This is a genomic window from Mycobacterium bohemicum DSM 44277 (genome assembly GCF_001053185.1).
GTDB lineage: Bacteria > Actinomycetota > Actinomycetes > Mycobacteriales > Mycobacteriaceae > Mycobacterium > Mycobacterium bohemicum.
The window spans coordinates 1439472-1456826 of the sequence record NZ_CSTD01000001.1 but is presented as its reverse complement, the minus strand read 5'-3'; the positions used below and the strand labels follow the sequence as shown (position 1 = coordinate 1456826).

The window sequence follows — 17355 nt, the reverse complement described above, 5'->3', positions numbered from 1 at the left end:
GTCAGAGCGCGCCTGACGACAACGCCTCGCGGTCGGTCAAAAACGGCATCGGCATCCACCGCGCGGCGAACAACGCCTCCATGGCGACGCCGGGGACGGGCCTGGACAACAGGAAGCCCTGCGCCCTGTGGCATCCGTGCTGCATCAAAGTCAGTGCCGCGGCGGGCGTTTCGACCCCCTCGGCGACGACCTGCAGGCCGAAGGCCTCGGCGAGCCCGATGATCGCCCGGACGATCGCGAGATCGCCCGCGTTGGTGCCGAGGTCACGCACGAAGCCGTTGTCGATCTTGAGCATGTCGACCGGCAGCGACTTCAGATGCGACAGAACGGCATAACCGGTCCCGAAGTCGTCGATCGCGATCTGCACCCCGACGTCTTTGAGCTCCGCCAGCGTCCTTCGCGTCGTTTCGATGTCATGCACCACGGCGCGTTCGGTGATTTCCAGGCACACCGATCCGGCGTCGATGCCGAACTCGTCGATGGTGTCGGCAACGCTGCGCACGAAGCCGCGGGTGATCAGCTGCACGGGCGATACGTTGAGCCGCAAGGTCGCGCTCTGGGCGACACCGTTGGATCGCCAGCGGCTGAATTCCGCGCAGGCGCTTCGCATCACCCACCGGCCCAGTTCCCCGGCGAGGTTCGTCGACTCGGCCACCCCGATGAACGAGTCGGGCAGGAGCAGCCCCCAGATCGGGTGCCGCCACCGGACCAGGGCTTCGGCCGCCACGACGGCGCCGGTCCACAGGTCGACCTCGGGCAGGTAGTGCAGCAGCAACGCCTCGCTGTCGATGTCACCCTGCAGGTGGAGCTCAATGTCGTTGCGGAAAGCGTTTTTCAGCGACATATCGTCGGTGGACATCGCAACCTGGTTGCCGCCGCCCCGTTTGGCCGTCAGCACCGCCTCGTCGGCCCGGCGCAGCAAATCGGTGCCGTTGTCGCGCCCGGGCCTGCCGACCGCCACGCCGATGCTGACGGTCCGGGTGATCATGTGGCCGCCGATCGCCAACCGTTCGCGCAGCATCGCGCCCAGCCGACGGGCGAACGACTCCGCGGCCGTCGCCGACATCGGCTCGTTGGGGATCACGACAAACTCGTCGCCGCCCAGCCGGGCGATCATGCTCTCACCGCCGGCGCACGCCCGAATGCGTTGCGCGAAAACCCGAATGAACCAGTCTCCGGCCGAATGGCCCAGGTAGTCGTTGATCGGCTTCAGCCGGTCCAGGTCGAGATACAGGACCGCCACGGGTCCGGGGCTTCCGGCCGCGAGCCGGTCCGTCAGGTGCGCGACGAGCGCCCGGCGGTTGTACAGGCCGGTCAAATCGTCGTGCTCAGCCAGGTAGCGGAGCTTCTCCTCGGCCGCGATGCGCGCTTGCAGCTGGGCGAACAGCGCGGCGACCGCTTCGAGCGTGTTGATCTCTTCCTGCTTCCACCTGCGCGCGCCGAACTTGACGAAGCCGAGCACGCCGGTGGTCACCTCCCCCGAGACGAGCGGTGCGGCGGCGACCGACGGGGAGTCTGATCGCTTCGCTCCCCCGGGCCGACGCAGAAAGGAGCGGGACGTCTGTTCCGGCCGGATCACCACCGGCTTCCTGCCGTGCTCACACTCGGCAAGTATCGGGTCGGCGCTGCTGAAGTGGACGACGGCCATCGGATCGGGGTTGTCAACGTCGGTCCGCGGCGGCCACTCGGCGACCAGCAGCGAAGCCCGGCGGTCGTGGTCGTGGTGGCGCAGGAAGCTGCCGTCCAGATCGAACTGGTCGACGAGTTGCGCGAGGACCCTTTCGCTCACCCGGCCCACGGTCGGCCCGGTGGCCTCCATGAGCTGAGTTGCCACGGAGGTGACGACGAGATCCAGGCTGCGCGGCACGGGCTCCTCCCGGTAGGGCACAGTCCCAGCTGGGCTTGGATTTCCGGGGCCCATCAGGGGGATGGTCGTCTTCATGGCTCCTCGTTCCGTCCGCGGCTACGTGGACTGAAGAAGCCCCCAGATCTCGCGGGCGTCCGTCGCAGTTCGCGCAGGACAAGCCACGAAATGGTGTAGCGCAGCCTAACACGCGGCGACCGCCCGGACGGCTGCCGCGCGGGCTCCCCGCGTGAGTCAAGTCACACTTGTGGCCGGTGTTGTCACGCTTGGCGGAGCCGCGGTGTCTCCAGGGCACAAGCCCGAAGAGATCAGGAGGAAACATGACCGAGGTGCACGCTCAGAGAACCCGCGTCGTCGTCGTCGGCGGTGGCTACGCCGGAGCCGTGGCCGCCAACCATCTGAGGCAGCGCCCGGACGTCGATATCACGATGGTCAATCCGCGCCGCGTCTTCGTGGAGCGAATTCGCCTGCACCAGTTGATCGCCGAGACCGGCAGCGCGACCGGCGATTACGGCTCGCTGCTCGGCGAGGGGATTCGTCTGGTGGTCGACACCGTGCACCACATCTCGGCCGGCGATCGGCGGGCACTGCTGACCTCGGGCGCCGAGCTGGATTACGACTACCTGATCTACGCCGTCGGCAGCACCGGCGCAACGCCCGCCGGGGTGCCGGGTTTCGCCGAATTCGCCCACTCCGTCGCCGACCTCGAGAGCGCCCAACGGCTGCGGTACGCGCTGGCCGACCTGCCGTCGGCCGCACTCGCTGCAGCGCCCGGACGGTCCGGGCGTCGCGAAGTTCGTCCGCAAGCACGCGGACTCCGTCGATTTCCATCGGTGGCTGCAGTGGCAGCTCGACGAGCAACTGGCGGCCGCGCAATCGCAGGCGGTGCGGGCCGGGATGGCGCTGGGCATCATGGCGGACCTCGCCGTCGGCGTGCACCCCCACGGCGCCGACGCGTGGGCCCTGCAGGACGTGCTGGCGCCGGGCGTGACCGCGGGCGCGCCGCCCGACGAATTCAACCAGCTCGGCCAGGACTGGTCGCAGCCGCCGTGGCGGCCGGACCGGCTGGAAGATCAGGAGTACCGGCCCTTTCGCGCGCTCATCCGGGCGATCCTGCGGCACGCCGGCGGGGTGCGCATCGACCACATCATCGGGCTGTTCCGGCTGTGGTGGATCCCCGACGGCGCGCGGCCCACCGAGGGCACCTATGTCCGCTACAACCACGAGGCGATGCTCGGCGTCGTCGCGCTGGAGGCGCACCGGGCCGGCGCGGTCGTCGTCGGCGAGGACCTGGGCACCGTCGAACCCTGGGTGCGCGACTATCTATTATTGCGCGGCGTGCTGGGCACCTCGATCCTCTGGTTCGAACTGGACCGCGACGGAAACGGCGGGCCGCTGCCGGCCGACCGCTGGCGGGAGTACTGCCTGTCCTCGGTCACCACCCACGACCTCCCCCCCACCGTCGGCTACCTGGCGGGCGACCAAGTCCGGCTGCGCGAGTCGCTCGGCCTGCTGACCAGGCCCGCCGCGGACGAGCTCGAGGCCGCCCGCGCCGAGCTGGCCGCCTGGCTCGCCGAACTGCGCCGGGTCGGGCTGCTCGGCAGCGACGACAGCGACCCGGAATCGATCGTCACGGCGCTGTACCGGTACCTGGGCCGAACGCCGTCGCGGCTGCTGGGAGTCGCGCTGACCGACGCCGTGGGTGACCGTCGCACCCAGAACCAGCCCGGCACCACCGACGAGTACCCCAACTGGCGGATCCCGCTGAGCGGCCCGGATGGCCACGCGGTGCTGCTGGAGGACGTGTTCACCGACCGCCGGGTGGCCGCCCTCGCCGAGGCGGTGCGCGCAGCCATCGCGCCCCCGGCCGGCGGCTGCTAGCCGCCCTGTAGCTTCAAGCCCCATGAAGGTTTCGGTCGTCGCCCCGGTGGCCGATGGGGTCACCGCCGACCCCCAATGGATGGTGAGCTTCGCCCGGCACCTCGAGGCGTGCGGTTTTGAATCGATCATCGTCGCCGAGCACACCGTCCTGGCCACCAGCTACGACAGCGTCTATCCCTACGACAAGTCGGGGCGGGTCGGCATGGCCGCGGACTGCCCCATTCCCGATCCCCTGGACGTGCTGGCGTTCCTCGCTGCCCACACCGGCCGGCTGGGCCTGGCGACCGGGGTGCTGGTCCTGCCCAACCACCACCCCGTGGTGCTGGCCAAGCGGGCCGCGACCGTCGACGTGCTCTCCGGCGGCCGGCTTCGGTTGTGCGTGGGCGTCGGCTGGCTCAGAGAAGAGGTCGAGGCGTGCGGCGCCGACTTCGCGACCCGGGGCAGGCGCGCCGACGAACAGCTGGCGGTGCTGCGGACGCTCTGGGCGGACCGGCCCGAAGGCGCCTCACATCACGGCGAGTTCTTCGACTTCGACGGCGTCATGTCGTATCCCAAACCCGTTGCCGGGGAACGGCTTCCGGTCCACATCGGCGGGCACAGCCCGGCGGCGGCGCGCCGGGCCGGGCGGCTGGCTGCGAGCGAGGTGCGCCGGGATGCGGTGGCACTCGGCGACGGCCGGGTGGTGCCCGGCGCCGTGACCGTCTGGACGGCCGGCTTCGCCGTGCCGGACCTTGCTGCACGCAGCGGGCTGACGACCGACGCGGTGGGGCGGCTGATCACCGACGAGACGCTGACGAGCATCGACGACGACCGCATCGTCGCCGCGGGTGATGCCGCCGCGCCGTCGGGCCGGCCGCTGCGGATGAGCTGCCAGGCGGCCGGGCCGCTGGGCGCGCAAGCGGCCAATACCGTCCTGAGCCGCATCGCCGGGCGCACACCGGCGGCGGTCAACCAGGCGTTCATCGGCCAGTGCATCAGCCTCGGCCGCTCCGGCGCGGCGATCCAGCTCTCCCACACCGACGACACCCCGATCAACCTCGTCATGGGCGGCCGCCTCGCGACGTCGCTCAAGGAGGCGATCTGCAAGGCCACCCTGTGGTCCATCCGGCGCGAGGCCGCCAAACCCGGCTCCTACCGTTGGCTCAAGGGCGGCAAGCGTCCCGCGCGGATGCAAGCCAGCCGGCAGGTCGTCAGCCGATGACGGCGGCCGGCGACGAGCACGCCGAGCGCTTCACCCTCCTGCGGCCGCTGCTGTTCACCGTCGCCTACGAGATCCTGGGCTCGGCGACCGAAGCCGACGACGTGCTGCAGGACAGCTACCTGCGCTGGGCGGAGGTCGACCTGACGCGGGTGCGCGACACCAAGTCCTACCTCGCCCAGCTGGTGACCCGTCAGGCGCTCAATACGCTGCGTGCCGGCGCCCGCCGCCGGGAGGAGTACGTCGGGCCGTGGCTGCCCGAGCCGCTGCTCCTCGACGATCAGGACCCGTCGGCCGATGTCGTTCTGGCGGAATCGGTTTCGATGGCCATGTTGGTCTTGCTGGAGACGCTGACTCCCGATGAGCGGGCGGTGTTCGTGCTGCGCGAGGTGTTCGGCTTCGAGTACGCCGAGATCGCCGCGGCGGTGGGCAAGCCGGCGCCAACAGTGCGGCAGGTCGCGCACCGGGCCCGCGAGCACGTGCGGGCCCGGCGCAAGAGATTCGATGCGACCGATCCGCAACGCAACGCACGGATCACCATGCAGTTCCTGCAAACCGCCGCCGGCGGCGACGTCGAGGCCCTGATGGCCTTGCTGGCCCCGGACGCCACCTGGACGGCCGACAGCGGTGGCAAGGTGAGCGCCGCGCGCAGGCCGGTGGTCGGCGCCGCCCGGGTCGCCGCGGCGATTGCCGGATTGATGCGCAAGGGCGGGGCCCGCCTACGGACGGAAATGGTGACGTGCAACAGCGCGCCGGCGGTGCTGTTCTACCTCGACGGGCGCCTCGAGGGGGTGATCACGGTGGAGATCGTTCAGGACAAGATCACCAACTTCTACGTGATGCGCAATCCGGACAAACTGGTGACCCTGGCGGCGGCGCGCGACATCAGTCGCCGCTGAAACTCCTCACCTGCCAAGCTAGGGCGGTGCGAATCGACCGGCTTGGCGACCTCGGCACCGCGCCGCGGGTGCTGCGGGCGATCGGTGACGCGACCGCCCGCCTCGGTCTGCCGCCACCGGCGGCGCTGACCGGCGAGTGGTTCGGGGCGCTGGCGGTGATCGCCCCCAGCCTGTCGGTGGGCCCGGTGGATGCCGACGAGGCGTTCCCGGCGCCGCCGAGCGGCGCCGGGAGCGCCAGCCCCGACTCGACGGCGGTGGGCGGCGGCTGGCTGGGCTACCTGTCGTATCCGGACCCGGGCGCGGACGGGCGACCGAACCGGATCCCCGAGGCCGCAGGCGGCTGGACCGACTGCGTGCTGCGCCGGGACGCCGCCGGCGATTGGTGGTACGAAAGCCTTTCCGGCGCAACGATGCCCGACTGGCTCGCCACCGCGTTGGCGTCGCCCTGGGCGACGCCGCGCGACTGCCTGATCGACTGGGGAACTGCCGATCGTGCGGCGCACCGTGGCGGCGTGCTGGCCTGCCTGGAGGCGATCGCGGCCGGGGAGGTGTACCAGGCGTGCGTGTGCACGCAGCTGAGCGGGAAATTCCGCGGCGACCCGCTGGATTTCTTCGTCGACGGCGTCGCGCGCACCGCTCCCGCGCGCGCCGCCTACCTCGCCGGACCCTGGGGCGCGGTCGCGTCACTGTCGCCGGAGCTGTTCCTGCGCCGCCGCGGGGAGGCCGTGACCTCCAGCCCCATCAAGGGCACGCTGCCGCTGGACGCCTGGCCATCGGCGCTGCGGGCGTCCGCGAAGGACGTGGCCGAGAACATCATGATCGTGGATCTCGTCCGCAATGACCTGGGTCGGGTCGCGATCACCGGCACCGTCACCGTCCCGGAACTGCTGGTGGTGCGCCGCGCGCCCGGCGTCTGGCACCTGGTGTCGACCGTCTCGGCCCTGGTCGCCGCCGAGGTTACGACGTCGGCGCTGCTGGACGCCGCCTTCCCGCCCGCTTCGGTCACGGGAACGCCAAAAAGCCGCGCACGCCAGCTCATATCGACGTGGGAACAGAAGCGGCGAGGGATCTACTGCGGGACGATAGGGTTGGCGTCGCCCGTGGCCGGGTGCGAGCTCAACGTCGCGATCCGCACCGTCGAGTTCGACACGTCGGGCAACGCCGTGCTGGGCGTCGGCGGGGGCATCACCGCGGATTCCGACCCCGACGCCGAATGGGCGGAATGCCTGCACAAGGCGTCCCCGATCGTCGGGGCGCCGCATCCCACGCCCGCGGCGGCGCGCGGTTAGCCGGGATAATCGGCAACCTGCGGATTTCCCATAACGCCCGCATCACGGGGCGGTTGCGCTTAAGCTCTGACCATTGACCCGGGGTGACTCGTACCAATTGCGTTTCGACTGCTGGATATGAGGTTTTTGTCATGAGAATCGCTCTGCTCGGCGCAGCGGCATCCGCGCTGCTCGGTGGAACGCTGGCGGTGACGCCGCTGACCTCGGTCAGTACGCCGCTGCCGACGGGAGGCAGCTGCGGCGGGGCGGCGAAGTGCGAGCGAGTGGCCTCGGTCCTGATGCCCGAGACACCCAAGCCCGCGCCCGACGCGGTGTCACCGCAGCCGCCCACACCCTTCGCCCAAGCAGCCAACGCGACGCCGCCCGGCCCGCCCGCCGGGCCGGGCCCCCACCGCCCGCGTTGCCCTCGCTACCGAACCCGCTGAACCTGCCGCACCTGTAGGCCGGCCGGGTTCACCCACGGCGTGACCGCAGGACCGCCTCGTAGAGTTCTCGCGAGCGGACGCCCGCGTGGGCCGCGGCCACCTCACCGCAGGCGTCCTTGACGCGGGCCCCCGCCCCGACGAGGTTCTCCACCTGCGCCACCAGCGAGGGCACGTCCGCGCGCGGGGTCGCCCCGGCCAGGACGATCGTGATTTCGCCGAGCACGCCGCCGTCCGCCCACGCGGCCAGCTCCTCGAGCGATCCGCGCACCACTTCCTCGTGCACCTTGGTGAGCTCGCGGCAGACCGCCGCGCGGCGGTCGCCGCCCAGCTGCTCGACGGCGTCGTGCAGACAAGCGGCGAGCCGGCGCGGTGATTCGAAGAACACGCAGGTGCGCCGCTCATCCCCCAGCGCCGCGAGCCACGTCCGGCGCGCCGCCTTCTTGCGGGGCGCGAACCCCTCGAAGCAGAACCTCTCCGAGGGGAGACCGGAGACCGCCAGCGCCGTCGTGACCGCCGACGGCCCGGGCAGGCACTGCACCGGAAGGCCGGCCTCGGCGCACGCGACCACCAGCCGGTAACCGGGATCGCTGATCACCGGCATCCCGGCATCGCTGACCACCAGCACCGTCGCGCCCGCCTGCATGGCCTCGATCAGGGGGTCCACCCGCGCGGCCTCGACGCTGTCGAACAGGCTGACTACCCGGCCGGTGATCCGGACCTCGAGCGCCTTGGCCAGGGTCCGCACCCGGCGGGTGTCCTCGGCGGCCACCACGTCGGCCCGGGCCAGGGCGTCGATCAGCCGCGGCGAGGCGTCCGACGGCCGGCCCAGCGGCGTCGCACCCAGCAATAGCCGCCCAGTGGTCATGCCCGACAGCCTACGATCGACACCGATGACCGCCCCGCCCCGCGAAACCTCCCTGACCGAAGGGGCTGCCGAGCAGGAACGCGTCGTACCCGTCGTCAGCCCGGGGCCGCTGGTTCCGCCGGCCGACTTCGGGCCGCTCGACCACGTCCGCGGGTGGGTCGCCACGGGCGTGATCACCGTGCTGGCGGCGATCACCCGGTTCATCAACCTGGGTTCGCCGACCGACGCCGGCACGCCGATCTTCGACGAGAAGCACTACGCTCCGCAGGCCTGGCAGGTGCTGCACAACCACGGGGTCGAGGACAACCCCGGGTTCGGCCTCGTCGTGCACCCGCCGGTCGGCAAGCAGTTGATCGCGATCGGCGAGGCCGTGTTCGGATACAACGGGGTGGGCTGGCGGTTCACCGGGGCGCTCCTCGGCGTGGTTCTGGTGACGCTGGTGATGCGGATCGTGCGACGGATCAGCCGCTCCACCCTTGTCGGCGCCATCGCCGGCGTCTTGGTCATCTGCGACGGCGTGAGCTTCGTCGCCGCCCGGACCGCGTTGCTGGACGGCATCCTCACCTTCTTCGTGGTGGCGGCGTTCGGCGCGCTCATCGTCGACCGCGACCAGGTGCGCCAACGGATGCACGTCGCGTTCATGCAGGGCCGCATCGCCGAGACGGTGTGGGGCCCACGCCTGGGTGTGCGATGGTGGCGCTTCCTGGCCGGAGTCCTGCTCGGATTGGCTTGCGGCACAAAGTGGTCCGGGCTCTACTTCGTGTTGTTCTTCGGTGCCATGTCGTTGGCGTTCGACGTGGCGGCGCGGCGCCAGTACCAGGTCACCCGGCCCTGGGCCGGGGTGTTGCGACGCGACCTGATTCCCACCGCCTATGCGCTGGCGGTCATCCCGGTGGCCGTGTACCTGGCCAGCTACGCGCCGTGGTTCGCGTCCGAGACGGCGATCGACCGGCACCAAGTGGGCCAGACGATCGGGACGAAATCGGTTGTGCCCGTGCCCGACGCGATCCGCTCGCTCTGGTATTACAGCGCCAAGGCTCTGCAATTCCACGCCGGTCTGACGAACGCGGCCGGAAATTACCACCCGTGGGAGTCGAAACCGTGGAGCTGGCCGATGTCGCTGCGGCCGGTGCTCTACGCGATCGATCAGCAGAACGTTCCCGGCTGCGGCGGGCAGTCGTGCGTCAAGGCGGAGATGATGGTCGGCACGCCGGCCATGTGGTGGCTGGCGGTGCCGGTTCTGGTGTACGCGGCCTGGCGCACCCTGGTGCGCCGCGACTGGCGATACGCGACGGTGCTGACCGGTTATTGCGCGGGGTGGCTGCCCTGGTTCGCCGACATCGACCGGCAGATGTACTTCTTCTACGCGGCGACGATGGGGCCGTTCCTCGCCATGGCCATAGCCTTGATCTGCGGCGACATCCTGTACCCGCCCGCGCGTGGCCACCGCATGGCGCAAGGCTCGGAGCGCCGCACGCTGGGGCTGATCGCCGTTTCGGCCTATGTGGCCCTGGTGGTGACGAACTTCGCGTGGCTTTTCCCGGTCCTTACCGGCCTCCCGATTTCCCAGCAGACGTGGAACATGGAGATCTGGCTGCCCAGCTGGCGCTGAGGTGTCGACGCGCCGGTGCGCGTCACCTCAGGTGGGGTCGCGAGCCACGGGACAGGACATGCAGCGCGGGCCCCCGCGGCCGGTGCCCAGTTCCGAGCCCGCGATCGTGAGCACTTCGATGCCGGCGTCCTCGAGGCGGGCGTTGGTCTGCACGTTGCGTTCGTAGGCGACCACCACTCCCGGCGCCAGCGCTAGCGTGTTGTTCCCGTCGTCCCACTGCTCACGTTCGGCGATGAGCGGATCCAGGCCAGTGTCGATGACCCGCAGCTTGTCGATCCCCATCGCCCTGGCCGCCGCCTCGCGGAAGGGGGCTTCGTCGCTGATGGTCACGCCATCGGGGGTTCGCTCGATGGTGAACGCCGACAGCGTGTCGACGATGTTGGCGTACATGACGACGGTGTCGGTGTCGACCATCGTGCACACCGTGTCCAAGTGCATCTGCGCGCGCCGCTGGGCGATCGGGACCGCGAGCACGGTGCGTGCCAGCCCGTCGTCGAAAAGGCTGCGGGCCAAGGCTTCCGCGCCGGCCGGGGTGGTCCGCTCCCCCACCCCCACCGCGACGACGCCCGGGGCGAGCAGCAGCACGTCACCGCCCTCGACCGGCGCGGTGCGCGACTCGTAGGCGCGGCGCACGCCGGTGAACCGTGGGTGATGGGCATAGATGAGATCGGTCAACGACGCTTCGCGGATTCGGGCGCGCAGCGCCAGCGTCGGGATCACCACCCGCGGCCCCACCCAGATCGACGAGTCACGCGTGAAAACCAGGTTGGGCAGCGGCTCGATGACGAAGTCCGCCCCGTGGTGCATGCGAAGCACCAGCGACACGTCGGTCCGAGTGTCCGGGGGCAGCTCGTTGAACGTCATGCCGGCCATCAGCACCTGGGCCAGCTTGCCCGGCTCGAGGCTGCGCAGATAGGCGGACAACTCCTGCGCCAACGGCACCCCGAGCCGGCGCGCGTCGACCGCGGCGGCCACGCCCTGCATCCGGGCGGCGCCGCTGTGGTGCAGCGCCTCGGTCAGCAGGTCCGACAGCAACAGCACCTCCACGCCCCGCGCGCGCAGCAACTCGGCGAACCGATCGTGTTCCTCCTGCGCCCGCGCCACCCAGGGCAGCCCGTCGAACAGCAGCTGGTCGACGTTGCGCGGGTTGAGCCGCCGCAACTCGGCCCCGGGGCGGTGCACGATCACGACCCGCAGCCTGCCCACCTCGGAATTGGTGCCCAACTCGACAGCGCCCACGATGAAAACCGTAGCCGCAACCCCGTCGTCGAACGAATGTGCGATAAAGTGGCGTGGTGGAGATCGCGGTCCAGGACTCCCTGTTCCAGCACACCGAGCGCAGGGATCTCGGTGACGGCGCGTTCCTCGAGATGCGCGCCGGATGGCTGACGGGCGCCGACGAACTCCTCGAGGCCCTGGTGTCGGGCGTGCCGTGGCGGGCCGAGCGCCGCCAGATGTATGACCGGGTGGTCGACGTGCCGCGGCTGGTCAGCTTTCACGACCTGACGGTCGAGGAGCCGCCGCATCCCATGCTGGCCCGGCTGCGGCGCCGGCTGAACGACATCTACGCCGGCGAGCTCGGCGAGCCGTTCACCACCGTCGGGTTGTGCTGCTACCGCGACGGCTCGGACAGCGTCGCCTGGCACGGCGACACCATCGGCCGCAGCAGCACCGAGGACACCATGGTGGCGATCGTCAGCCTCGGCGCCACAAGGACTTTCGCACTGCGCCGACGCGGCGGCGGCCCCTCGCTGCGGCTCCCGCAGGCGCATGGCGACCTGCTGGTGATGGGTGGATCATGCCAGCGCACCTGGGAGCACTCGGTGCCCAAGACGTCGGCGCCGACGGGCCCGCGGGTCAGCATCCAATTCCGGCCGCGTGGGGTGCGTTAAACCCGGATTGCCACAGCTGTCACACGAGTCCCTGGCGGGGGTGGCACTCGATGTGCCCGCCTCATAGCGACAATCGGGCCGGGACGGGCGGTGTGAACCCAGTTTGTCGCTAAGAGGCGGGCAGAACCAGACGCCGCCGCACTCGGAGACGCAAGAGACAGGTGTGACTCGCGGCCCGGCTGGCCGAGGACAGCTAACTCCGCACCGCCTGGACCGCCCTGACGAGCAAGTCGCGGGCGCGCTGGGTGTCCACCGGGACCACGGGCTGATCGGGGACCACCAGCGGGTTGGCGACCACGATCACCTGGTAGTAGCCGAATTGCGCCGAATAGTCATACAGCTCGCCGGTGCGGGCGCCCCCCGGCACCACCGCCTGCAGCACCCGGTGCACGCCCAGCGTGGTGGTCCCGTCGATGTGCGGCGCGTCGACCACCTCCATGCCGCCGCGGACCTGCGGCCCCGAGAAGGCGATCTTGGCGCAGTCTTTCCCGGGATCGTTGATCGGCAACGCTTTTGACGTTTCCAACGCGATGATGACGAAGCGGTTGCCCTTCCCCTCCGCGGTCACGGCAGCCATGTTGCCCTGGAGGTCGGGCGGCATCTCGGGCCCCACCGCCGCCTTTGCGCAGTTCGGCGGATCGAACGCCAGCCCCTCGGGCAGCTTGCGGGACGCGAAGAACTTCGGGTCGATCGCCCGTTCGGTGATGTCGGTGACCTTGTAGTCGGGGCCGAAGCTTGACTTCACGTCCGCGACCTTGGCGATGTCGACCTTCGCCGAGGAGCTTTCCCCACCCGACGAGCAGCCGGCCATCACGCACGCCGCCGCGATCGCGAGCAAGACCCTGGACACCGGGGCCAATCTACCCAAGGCGGCGGCTCAGCCGCGCAACGCGGACACCGTTTTGACCAGCAAATCCGCCGCGAATTTCGGCGGCAGCGCCGGCAGCGCCGAACCCGGGTCGGTGGTCAGCGTGGTGAACGCGTAGTAGTTACCCAGATATGCGACGAAAGTGTATGTCCGCGAGTCTATTTCGGTTCCCGATTCGACCGATGACTTGGTCTCGGCCAGCATCCCGACGGTGTCGGCGTCGTTCACATGCGGGGCGTCGGTCAGCTGCACACTGGCCGTGGTGTGCCCGGAGTTCATCGACCACCGGGGGCACTGTTCGACGACGTTGTGGTCGAGCTGAGCCGGTCCGGGCAACGCGACCACCACCGCGCGGATGATGCCGCCGGTTCCGGAGGCCGAGACGCCCTGGGCCGATCGGCCCCGCCCATTGCCGGGGTCGGCGAGGGCGGCGCATTGCGCCGGGGCGGACTCGACGGCCGCCGCGTCGGCGGGCAGGTTCCAGATCGTCCGAGGAGAAACATCGTCGGGGACTCCGGTGGTCACTTCGTAACCGGGCGGCAGGTCGCCGACGATCCTCTTGATGTGGGCCGGGTTGACCGCAACGCTATGGGCCGTAGGCGAATTCGCGGTCGACGCCGAGGGCGGGGCCGACGGCGAGTGGGCGCAGCAGGCGAGCGCGGCGATCAACAGGGCAGCGGCCCCCGGGCCGATCCGGAATGACCGCATGGGGCCGTTCATACCACGGGCCGCCGGCGAACCGGCGTCATTCAGCCGACCGCCTCGATCACCTGGCGGGCCATGCGCTGGATCTCCTCAGCCATGTCGCGGCGCAGCGTCAGGTCCCGGCCGCTTGGCACATCGATGACGGTGGTGATGACGCCGATGTCCTCGCGCTGCCAGACCGCTCCGTGACGGTCCATGATCGCCCGCATCGGCGCGTTGTCGGAAAGCATTCGTGCAGAGAACCTTTCGACGCCGTTGACCCGCGCGGCGATGGACAGGGCGCCGATCAGGAAGGTGCCGATCCCCCGGCCCTGGTAGGCGTCGGCGACGGTGAACGCGACCTCGGCGACGGTGGGATCAGCCTCGTCACGAACGAAGCGGGCGTCGGCCACCGGATCGTCGCCGTCGGTCACCACCCACACGAAGTGGTCGACATAGTCGACTTCGGACAGGTAATGCATCAATGCCGGCGTGGGCAGCCGGGCCGACATGAAGCGCCGATACAGCGTCTCGCTGGAGAAGTGCACGTGACCGTGCACCGTCCGCTCGGTGTCGCCCGGCAGGACCGGACGAAGCATCAACAGCGTTCCGTCGCGCACCCGGATAGGGATGGGCGTGATGAAGGCCGCGAGGCGCTGACGCACCGTTCGCAGCAGCCGCGGCATGATCTCGGGGATGTGCACCAGCCGGGCGAAGGCGTCGCTGCCGCCGATCCAGCCGGTGAGGGGTTCGGAGGTGACGACCGTGGCGGTGCGCGGGATGTCACGCAGCAGGGCGATCTCCCCGACGATCATGCCCGGCGACGCCTGCCCGACCACCACTTCGTCGTCGGCGCCGAGGTGCTTGATCTCGGCGGTGCCGGAGGAGATGAGCAGGAACGAAACGGCCTGCTCGCCTTGCTGCATGAGCACCTGGCCGGCCGGGGCGCTCAGCGGCGCAACCGCGGACGCCAACGCGATCAGGTCCTCGAGCGGACATCCCTCGAAGATGTCCATCGTCGCCAGCTCTTCTGCCCGCGCGCCGGTCAGTTCGGCCACTGCGCTGTCCCGCCGATCGGTGTTCTGGTGATGGTGCCCAGGTTATGAGGTGGGTTCCGGCCGCGGCAAGGAGCCGACGTGGCGAACCGATAGCGTGGGCGGTATCAACCAACCCGTGAACGACGATCCGGTCGAGTTGACGCGAGCGCTGCTCGACCGCGGCGCCGTGCTGCGCGACGGCTTCCTCGACCTGCTGGGCGCGTCGACGAGCTCACCGGCCCCGACCCTCGCCCAGCGCGCCGAACAGCCCGTTCGTCGCCACCGTGTACGAGCGGCTGTGGCGGCCGACGTCCTTTTACCTCGCCAGCGGCGTCACCACCGGCGCCGAGCAGCGGCGCGCGGCGGCGGCCCTGCGGCTCCCGCAAGCGCGGCGTTTGCTCGACGTCGCCTGCGGCCCCGGCAATTTCACCAGGCCCCTGGCCGAGCAGCTCGCCGACGGCGGGCTGGCGGTCGGGTTCGACATCTCCGAACCGATGCTTGCGCGGGCGGTGCACGACAACGGCGGGCCGCGGACCTGTTATGTGCGCGGCGACGCGCGCAGCCTGCCGTTCGCCGACGCGACGTTCGACGCCGTGTGCTGTTTCGGCGCGCTGTACCTGATGCCGGAGCCGTTTGGCGTCGCCGGTGAGATGGTCCGGGTGCTTGGGCCCGGGGGCCGCATCGCCGTCCTCACCAGCTATGCCACGGAATTGGCGCCGGTGCGCTATGCGCTGTCCGGCGGGGCGCGGCTGATCGGCTTGACGATGTTCGACCGGCACGCCTTCGTCGACTTCTTCTCGTCCGCCGGCCTGGTGGACGTCGAGTTGCAGGCCCAGCGGGCGCTGCAGTTCGTGGCCGCCGCGAAGCCGGGCTGACGCCGGGCGACTCAGGCGGGTTGGCGCAGGAAGTCGACGATGACCGTGGCCATGTCCTCGACGGCGCCCCGGTGGATGACCTCGTAGCCGTGGGTGCTCAGCGTGGGCAGGCACAGCAGCCCCGCGCGCGGTGTGACCCCGCTGGCTTTCGAGTGCGACGCGTCGGACTCGAAGGCGCCCAGCACCGCCGCCTGCGGGGAGAGGCCGCGGTCGGCAGCGATTGCCATGAGCCGGTCGGCGACGTCCTTGTCGTAGACGCATAGGGCGTCGCTGTACCCGACGATCGGGCCGCCGCTGACGGTGGTGGTGTACTCCCGTTCGGTGGGCCCCACCTCCAACGCGAGGGTGAGCGTGCCGGGCAGGCTGGCGCTGGCATAGGTGCCGCCCACGCCGCCGATCTCCTCGTTGGTGGTGAACGCGAAGTAGGCGTCGTCCGTCGGGCGGTGGTTTCGCTCGCGCAGCAGGCGGGCGGCGCGCAGCAGGGCCGTCACCGCGGCGCGGTCGTCGAGGAAGTAGCAGCCTATATAGTCGCCCACCTCGACCAGCGACCTCTTGCTGCGGTGGACGCACACCCGGGTGCCGGGGCGGACCCCCAGGGCCTCCAGTTGTTGGGGTGTGCGGCCGGTGAACACGTAGACGTGGTGCCAGTCCAGCGAGTGGTCGCCCCGGTCGGGCTTCGTCTGCCAGATCCGCTGGCTCTCCTGGGTGGTGTGTTCGGAGCCGAGGGTGAGCACCGCGGTGAACGTCTCCTGCGCGCCGAGTACCGCGACCGGTCCGAGCCCGAAGTTGCCGGGGTACATGGTGCCCAGCTGGGTGACGTGCAGCGTGCCGTCCGGCTCGACCCGCTTGACGAGCATGGACAGCTCGTCCATGTGGGCCATTACCCGCGTGGCGGCGCCGAGGCCGGGGGTCGCGGTGGTCCGGTGGCGGTGGTCGGCCGTCGCGGCGTCGAAGGAACCGTCGGCGGCGATGTAGCCGATGAGGTTGCCGGCGCCGTCGACCCACATGTCGTCGACCAGGGGTTGCAGTTCGCGGGCGCAGACGGCGCGCACGGCGTCCTCCTGGCCGCACGGTCCGTAGCTCCAGAGCAGTTCTTGCAACAGCCGTTCGGTGGAGTCGTAATCGCGGTGCGCCATCTGTCCCTTCCGTCGCCGGGCGCACATCGGCGCCGGCGGCTTTCGCCGGATACGACATCAGTACCCGCATTCGCCGCCGGGAATCCGGGAGTTCGTCGTCGCTTGAAGGATCCTTTGAGAAAACGTCAAGACAGAGGACCGATCCTCGTGCTCATGTCGAGGGTGAAGATCGCGGCCATAGCTTGGGCCGCCGCCATCGCGGCCGGTGTCGTTCCGGGATTGGCCGGACCGGCCTGGGCGATGCCGGGCTCCATGTACGGGGACCCGGTCGCCGCCGCGAAATACTGGCACTACCAACAGTATTGGGATGACTGCGTCATCATGTCGAGCGCCGACGTGGTCGGCGAAGTGACCGGGGTCGAGCCCTCCGAGGAGGACATCATCGACATGGCGCAGTCGACGCCGAGCTCGCAGGGCCCGGGACCGATCTACACCCGGCCCGCCGACCCCACGGACCCGAATTCGGGCGAGGGCGCGTGGTTCAGGGACATCCCAACGCTGCTGGCCCGCTACAACGTCGGCGCGGTGATCATGGACGGCAACATCGACGCACTCGAGCGGCAGTTGGGGGCCAGCCACAAGGTGGTGGTCAGTGTCAACGGCGAGATCCTCTGGCACAAGCCGGTCGAGGACCGCGACAGGCACGGCAAGCCCGCGCACAACCACAGCGTGGTGGTGACCGGCGTCGACACCGCCAACCAGGTCGTGCACGTCAACGACAGCGGCAGCGAGTCGGGCCGCGACGAACAGGTTCGGATGGCGCTGTTCATGCGGGCGTGGGACGCCGGCAACGAGCTGATGGCCGTCACCAGCTGACGGCCGCTCGGGTC

The 17355-nt window shown here is 70.2% G+C and carries 15 protein-coding genes and 2 pseudogenes; 10 read left to right on the top strand and 7 right to left on the bottom strand.

Annotation, left to right across the window (positions count from 1 at the left end; genetic code table 11):
- Nucleotide 1 precedes the first annotated feature (1 nt).
- Entirely contained in the window at nucleotides 2–1867 is a 1866-nt protein-coding gene (locus BN971_RS06615) for a putative bifunctional diguanylate cyclase/phosphodiesterase (protein ID WP_085181479.1), read from the bottom strand.
- Nucleotides 1868–2184: 317 nt separating this feature from the next.
- Between BN971_RS06615 and BN971_RS06610 the strand changes: the two are divergent.
- The 6 genes and pseudogenes from BN971_RS06610 to BN971_RS24525 all read left to right on the top strand — a co-directional run.
- A pseudogene (locus tag BN971_RS06610) lies at nucleotides 2185–2623 on the top strand (FAD-dependent oxidoreductase); the annotation flags it as partial.
- A pseudogene (locus tag BN971_RS06605) lies at nucleotides 2612–3745 on the top strand (4-alpha-glucanotransferase); the annotation flags it as partial. The pseudogenes BN971_RS06610 and BN971_RS06605, both read left to right, overlap by 12 nt.
- 22 nt (nucleotides 3746–3767) lie before the next feature.
- Nucleotides 3768–4946 (top strand): TIGR03619 family F420-dependent LLM class oxidoreductase, encoded by a 1179-nt coding sequence (locus tag BN971_RS06600; RefSeq protein ID WP_090349881.1) that lies wholly within the window; start codon nucleotides 3768–3770, stop codon nucleotides 4944–4946.
- Complete coding sequence (locus tag BN971_RS06595) at nucleotides 4943–5842, top strand: RNA polymerase sigma-70 factor (protein ID WP_085181418.1); 900 nt, start codon at nucleotides 4943–4945, stop codon at nucleotides 5840–5842. The genes BN971_RS06600 and BN971_RS06595 overlap by 4 nt, the downstream gene beginning before the upstream one ends.
- A gap of 26 nt (nucleotides 5843–5868) precedes the next feature.
- Nucleotides 5869–7131, top strand: coding sequence for an aminodeoxychorismate synthase component I (locus BN971_RS06590; RefSeq protein ID WP_085181419.1), 1263 nt, complete (start codon nucleotides 5869–5871; stop codon nucleotides 7129–7131).
- 131 nt (nucleotides 7132–7262) lie between these two features.
- Nucleotides 7263–7556, top strand: a complete 294-nt coding sequence (locus BN971_RS24525; protein WP_139027060.1) for a hypothetical protein — start codon at nucleotides 7263–7265, stop codon at nucleotides 7554–7556.
- Nucleotides 7557–7584: 28 nt separating this feature from the next.
- Here the strand turns inward: BN971_RS24525 and rsmI are convergent, their stop codons facing one another.
- Nucleotides 7585–8421 carry a 16S rRNA (cytidine(1402)-2'-O)-methyltransferase gene (gene rsmI / locus BN971_RS06585; protein WP_085181421.1) on the bottom strand — a complete coding sequence of 279 codons (837 nt, stop codon included), beginning with the start codon at nucleotides 8419–8421 and terminating at the stop codon, nucleotides 7585–7587.
- 25 nt (nucleotides 8422–8446) lie between these two features.
- Between rsmI and BN971_RS06580 the strand changes: the two genes are divergently transcribed.
- Nucleotides 8447–10033, top strand: a complete 1587-nt coding sequence (locus BN971_RS06580; RefSeq protein WP_085181422.1) for a dolichyl-phosphate-mannose--protein mannosyltransferase — start codon at nucleotides 8447–8449, stop codon at nucleotides 10031–10033.
- A gap of 27 nt (nucleotides 10034–10060) precedes the next feature.
- Here BN971_RS06580 and arcA read toward each other — a convergent pair whose 3' ends face one another.
- Nucleotides 10061–11272, bottom strand: coding sequence for an arginine deiminase (arcA, locus tag BN971_RS06575; protein WP_085181423.1), 1212 nt, complete (start codon nucleotides 11270–11272; stop codon nucleotides 10061–10063).
- A 56-nt stretch (nucleotides 11273–11328) separates the two neighbouring features.
- On the opposite strand from arcA, the gene BN971_RS06570 reads away from it, so the two are divergent.
- On the top strand, nucleotides 11329–11925 hold the full coding sequence (locus BN971_RS06570) for an alpha-ketoglutarate-dependent dioxygenase AlkB (RefSeq protein ID WP_085181481.1): 597 nt from the start codon (nucleotides 11329–11331) through the stop codon (nucleotides 11923–11925).
- 193 nt (nucleotides 11926–12118) lie between these two features.
- On the opposite strand, the gene BN971_RS06565 is transcribed toward BN971_RS06570, so the two are convergent.
- From BN971_RS06565 to pat, 3 genes are read right to left on the bottom strand one after another with little or no spacing between them, the layout of a single operon-like run.
- Complete coding sequence (locus BN971_RS06565) at nucleotides 12119–12775, bottom strand: DUF5642 family protein (RefSeq protein ID WP_085181424.1); 657 nt, start codon at nucleotides 12773–12775, stop codon at nucleotides 12119–12121.
- A 27-nt stretch (nucleotides 12776–12802) separates the two neighbouring features.
- Complete coding sequence (locus tag BN971_RS06560) at nucleotides 12803–13501, bottom strand: DUF5642 family protein (protein WP_085181482.1); 699 nt, start codon at nucleotides 13499–13501, stop codon at nucleotides 12803–12805.
- 41 nt (nucleotides 13502–13542) lie between these two features.
- Nucleotides 13543–14493 (bottom strand): acetyltransferase Pat, encoded by a 951-nt coding sequence (gene pat, locus BN971_RS06555; protein ID WP_090350028.1) that lies wholly within the window; start codon nucleotides 14491–14493, stop codon nucleotides 13543–13545.
- A gap of 305 nt (nucleotides 14494–14798) precedes the next feature.
- Between pat and BN971_RS06550 the strand changes: the two genes are divergently transcribed.
- Complete coding sequence (locus tag BN971_RS06550) at nucleotides 14799–15389, top strand: class I SAM-dependent methyltransferase (protein ID WP_245836789.1); 591 nt, start codon at nucleotides 14799–14801, stop codon at nucleotides 15387–15389.
- A gap of 11 nt (nucleotides 15390–15400) precedes the next feature.
- Here the strand turns inward: BN971_RS06550 and BN971_RS06545 are convergent, their stop codons facing one another.
- On the bottom strand, nucleotides 15401–16525 hold the full coding sequence (locus BN971_RS06545) for a M20/M25/M40 family metallo-hydrolase (RefSeq protein WP_085181426.1): 1125 nt from the start codon (nucleotides 16523–16525) through the stop codon (nucleotides 15401–15403).
- A 153-nt stretch (nucleotides 16526–16678) separates the two neighbouring features.
- Here BN971_RS06545 and BN971_RS06540 point away from each other — a divergent pair, with 153 nt between their 5' ends.
- Nucleotides 16679–17341 carry a C39 family peptidase gene (locus BN971_RS06540; protein WP_090350027.1) on the top strand — a complete coding sequence of 221 codons (663 nt, stop codon included), beginning with the start codon at nucleotides 16679–16681 and terminating at the stop codon, nucleotides 17339–17341.
- Nucleotides 17342–17355 lie beyond the last annotated feature (14 nt).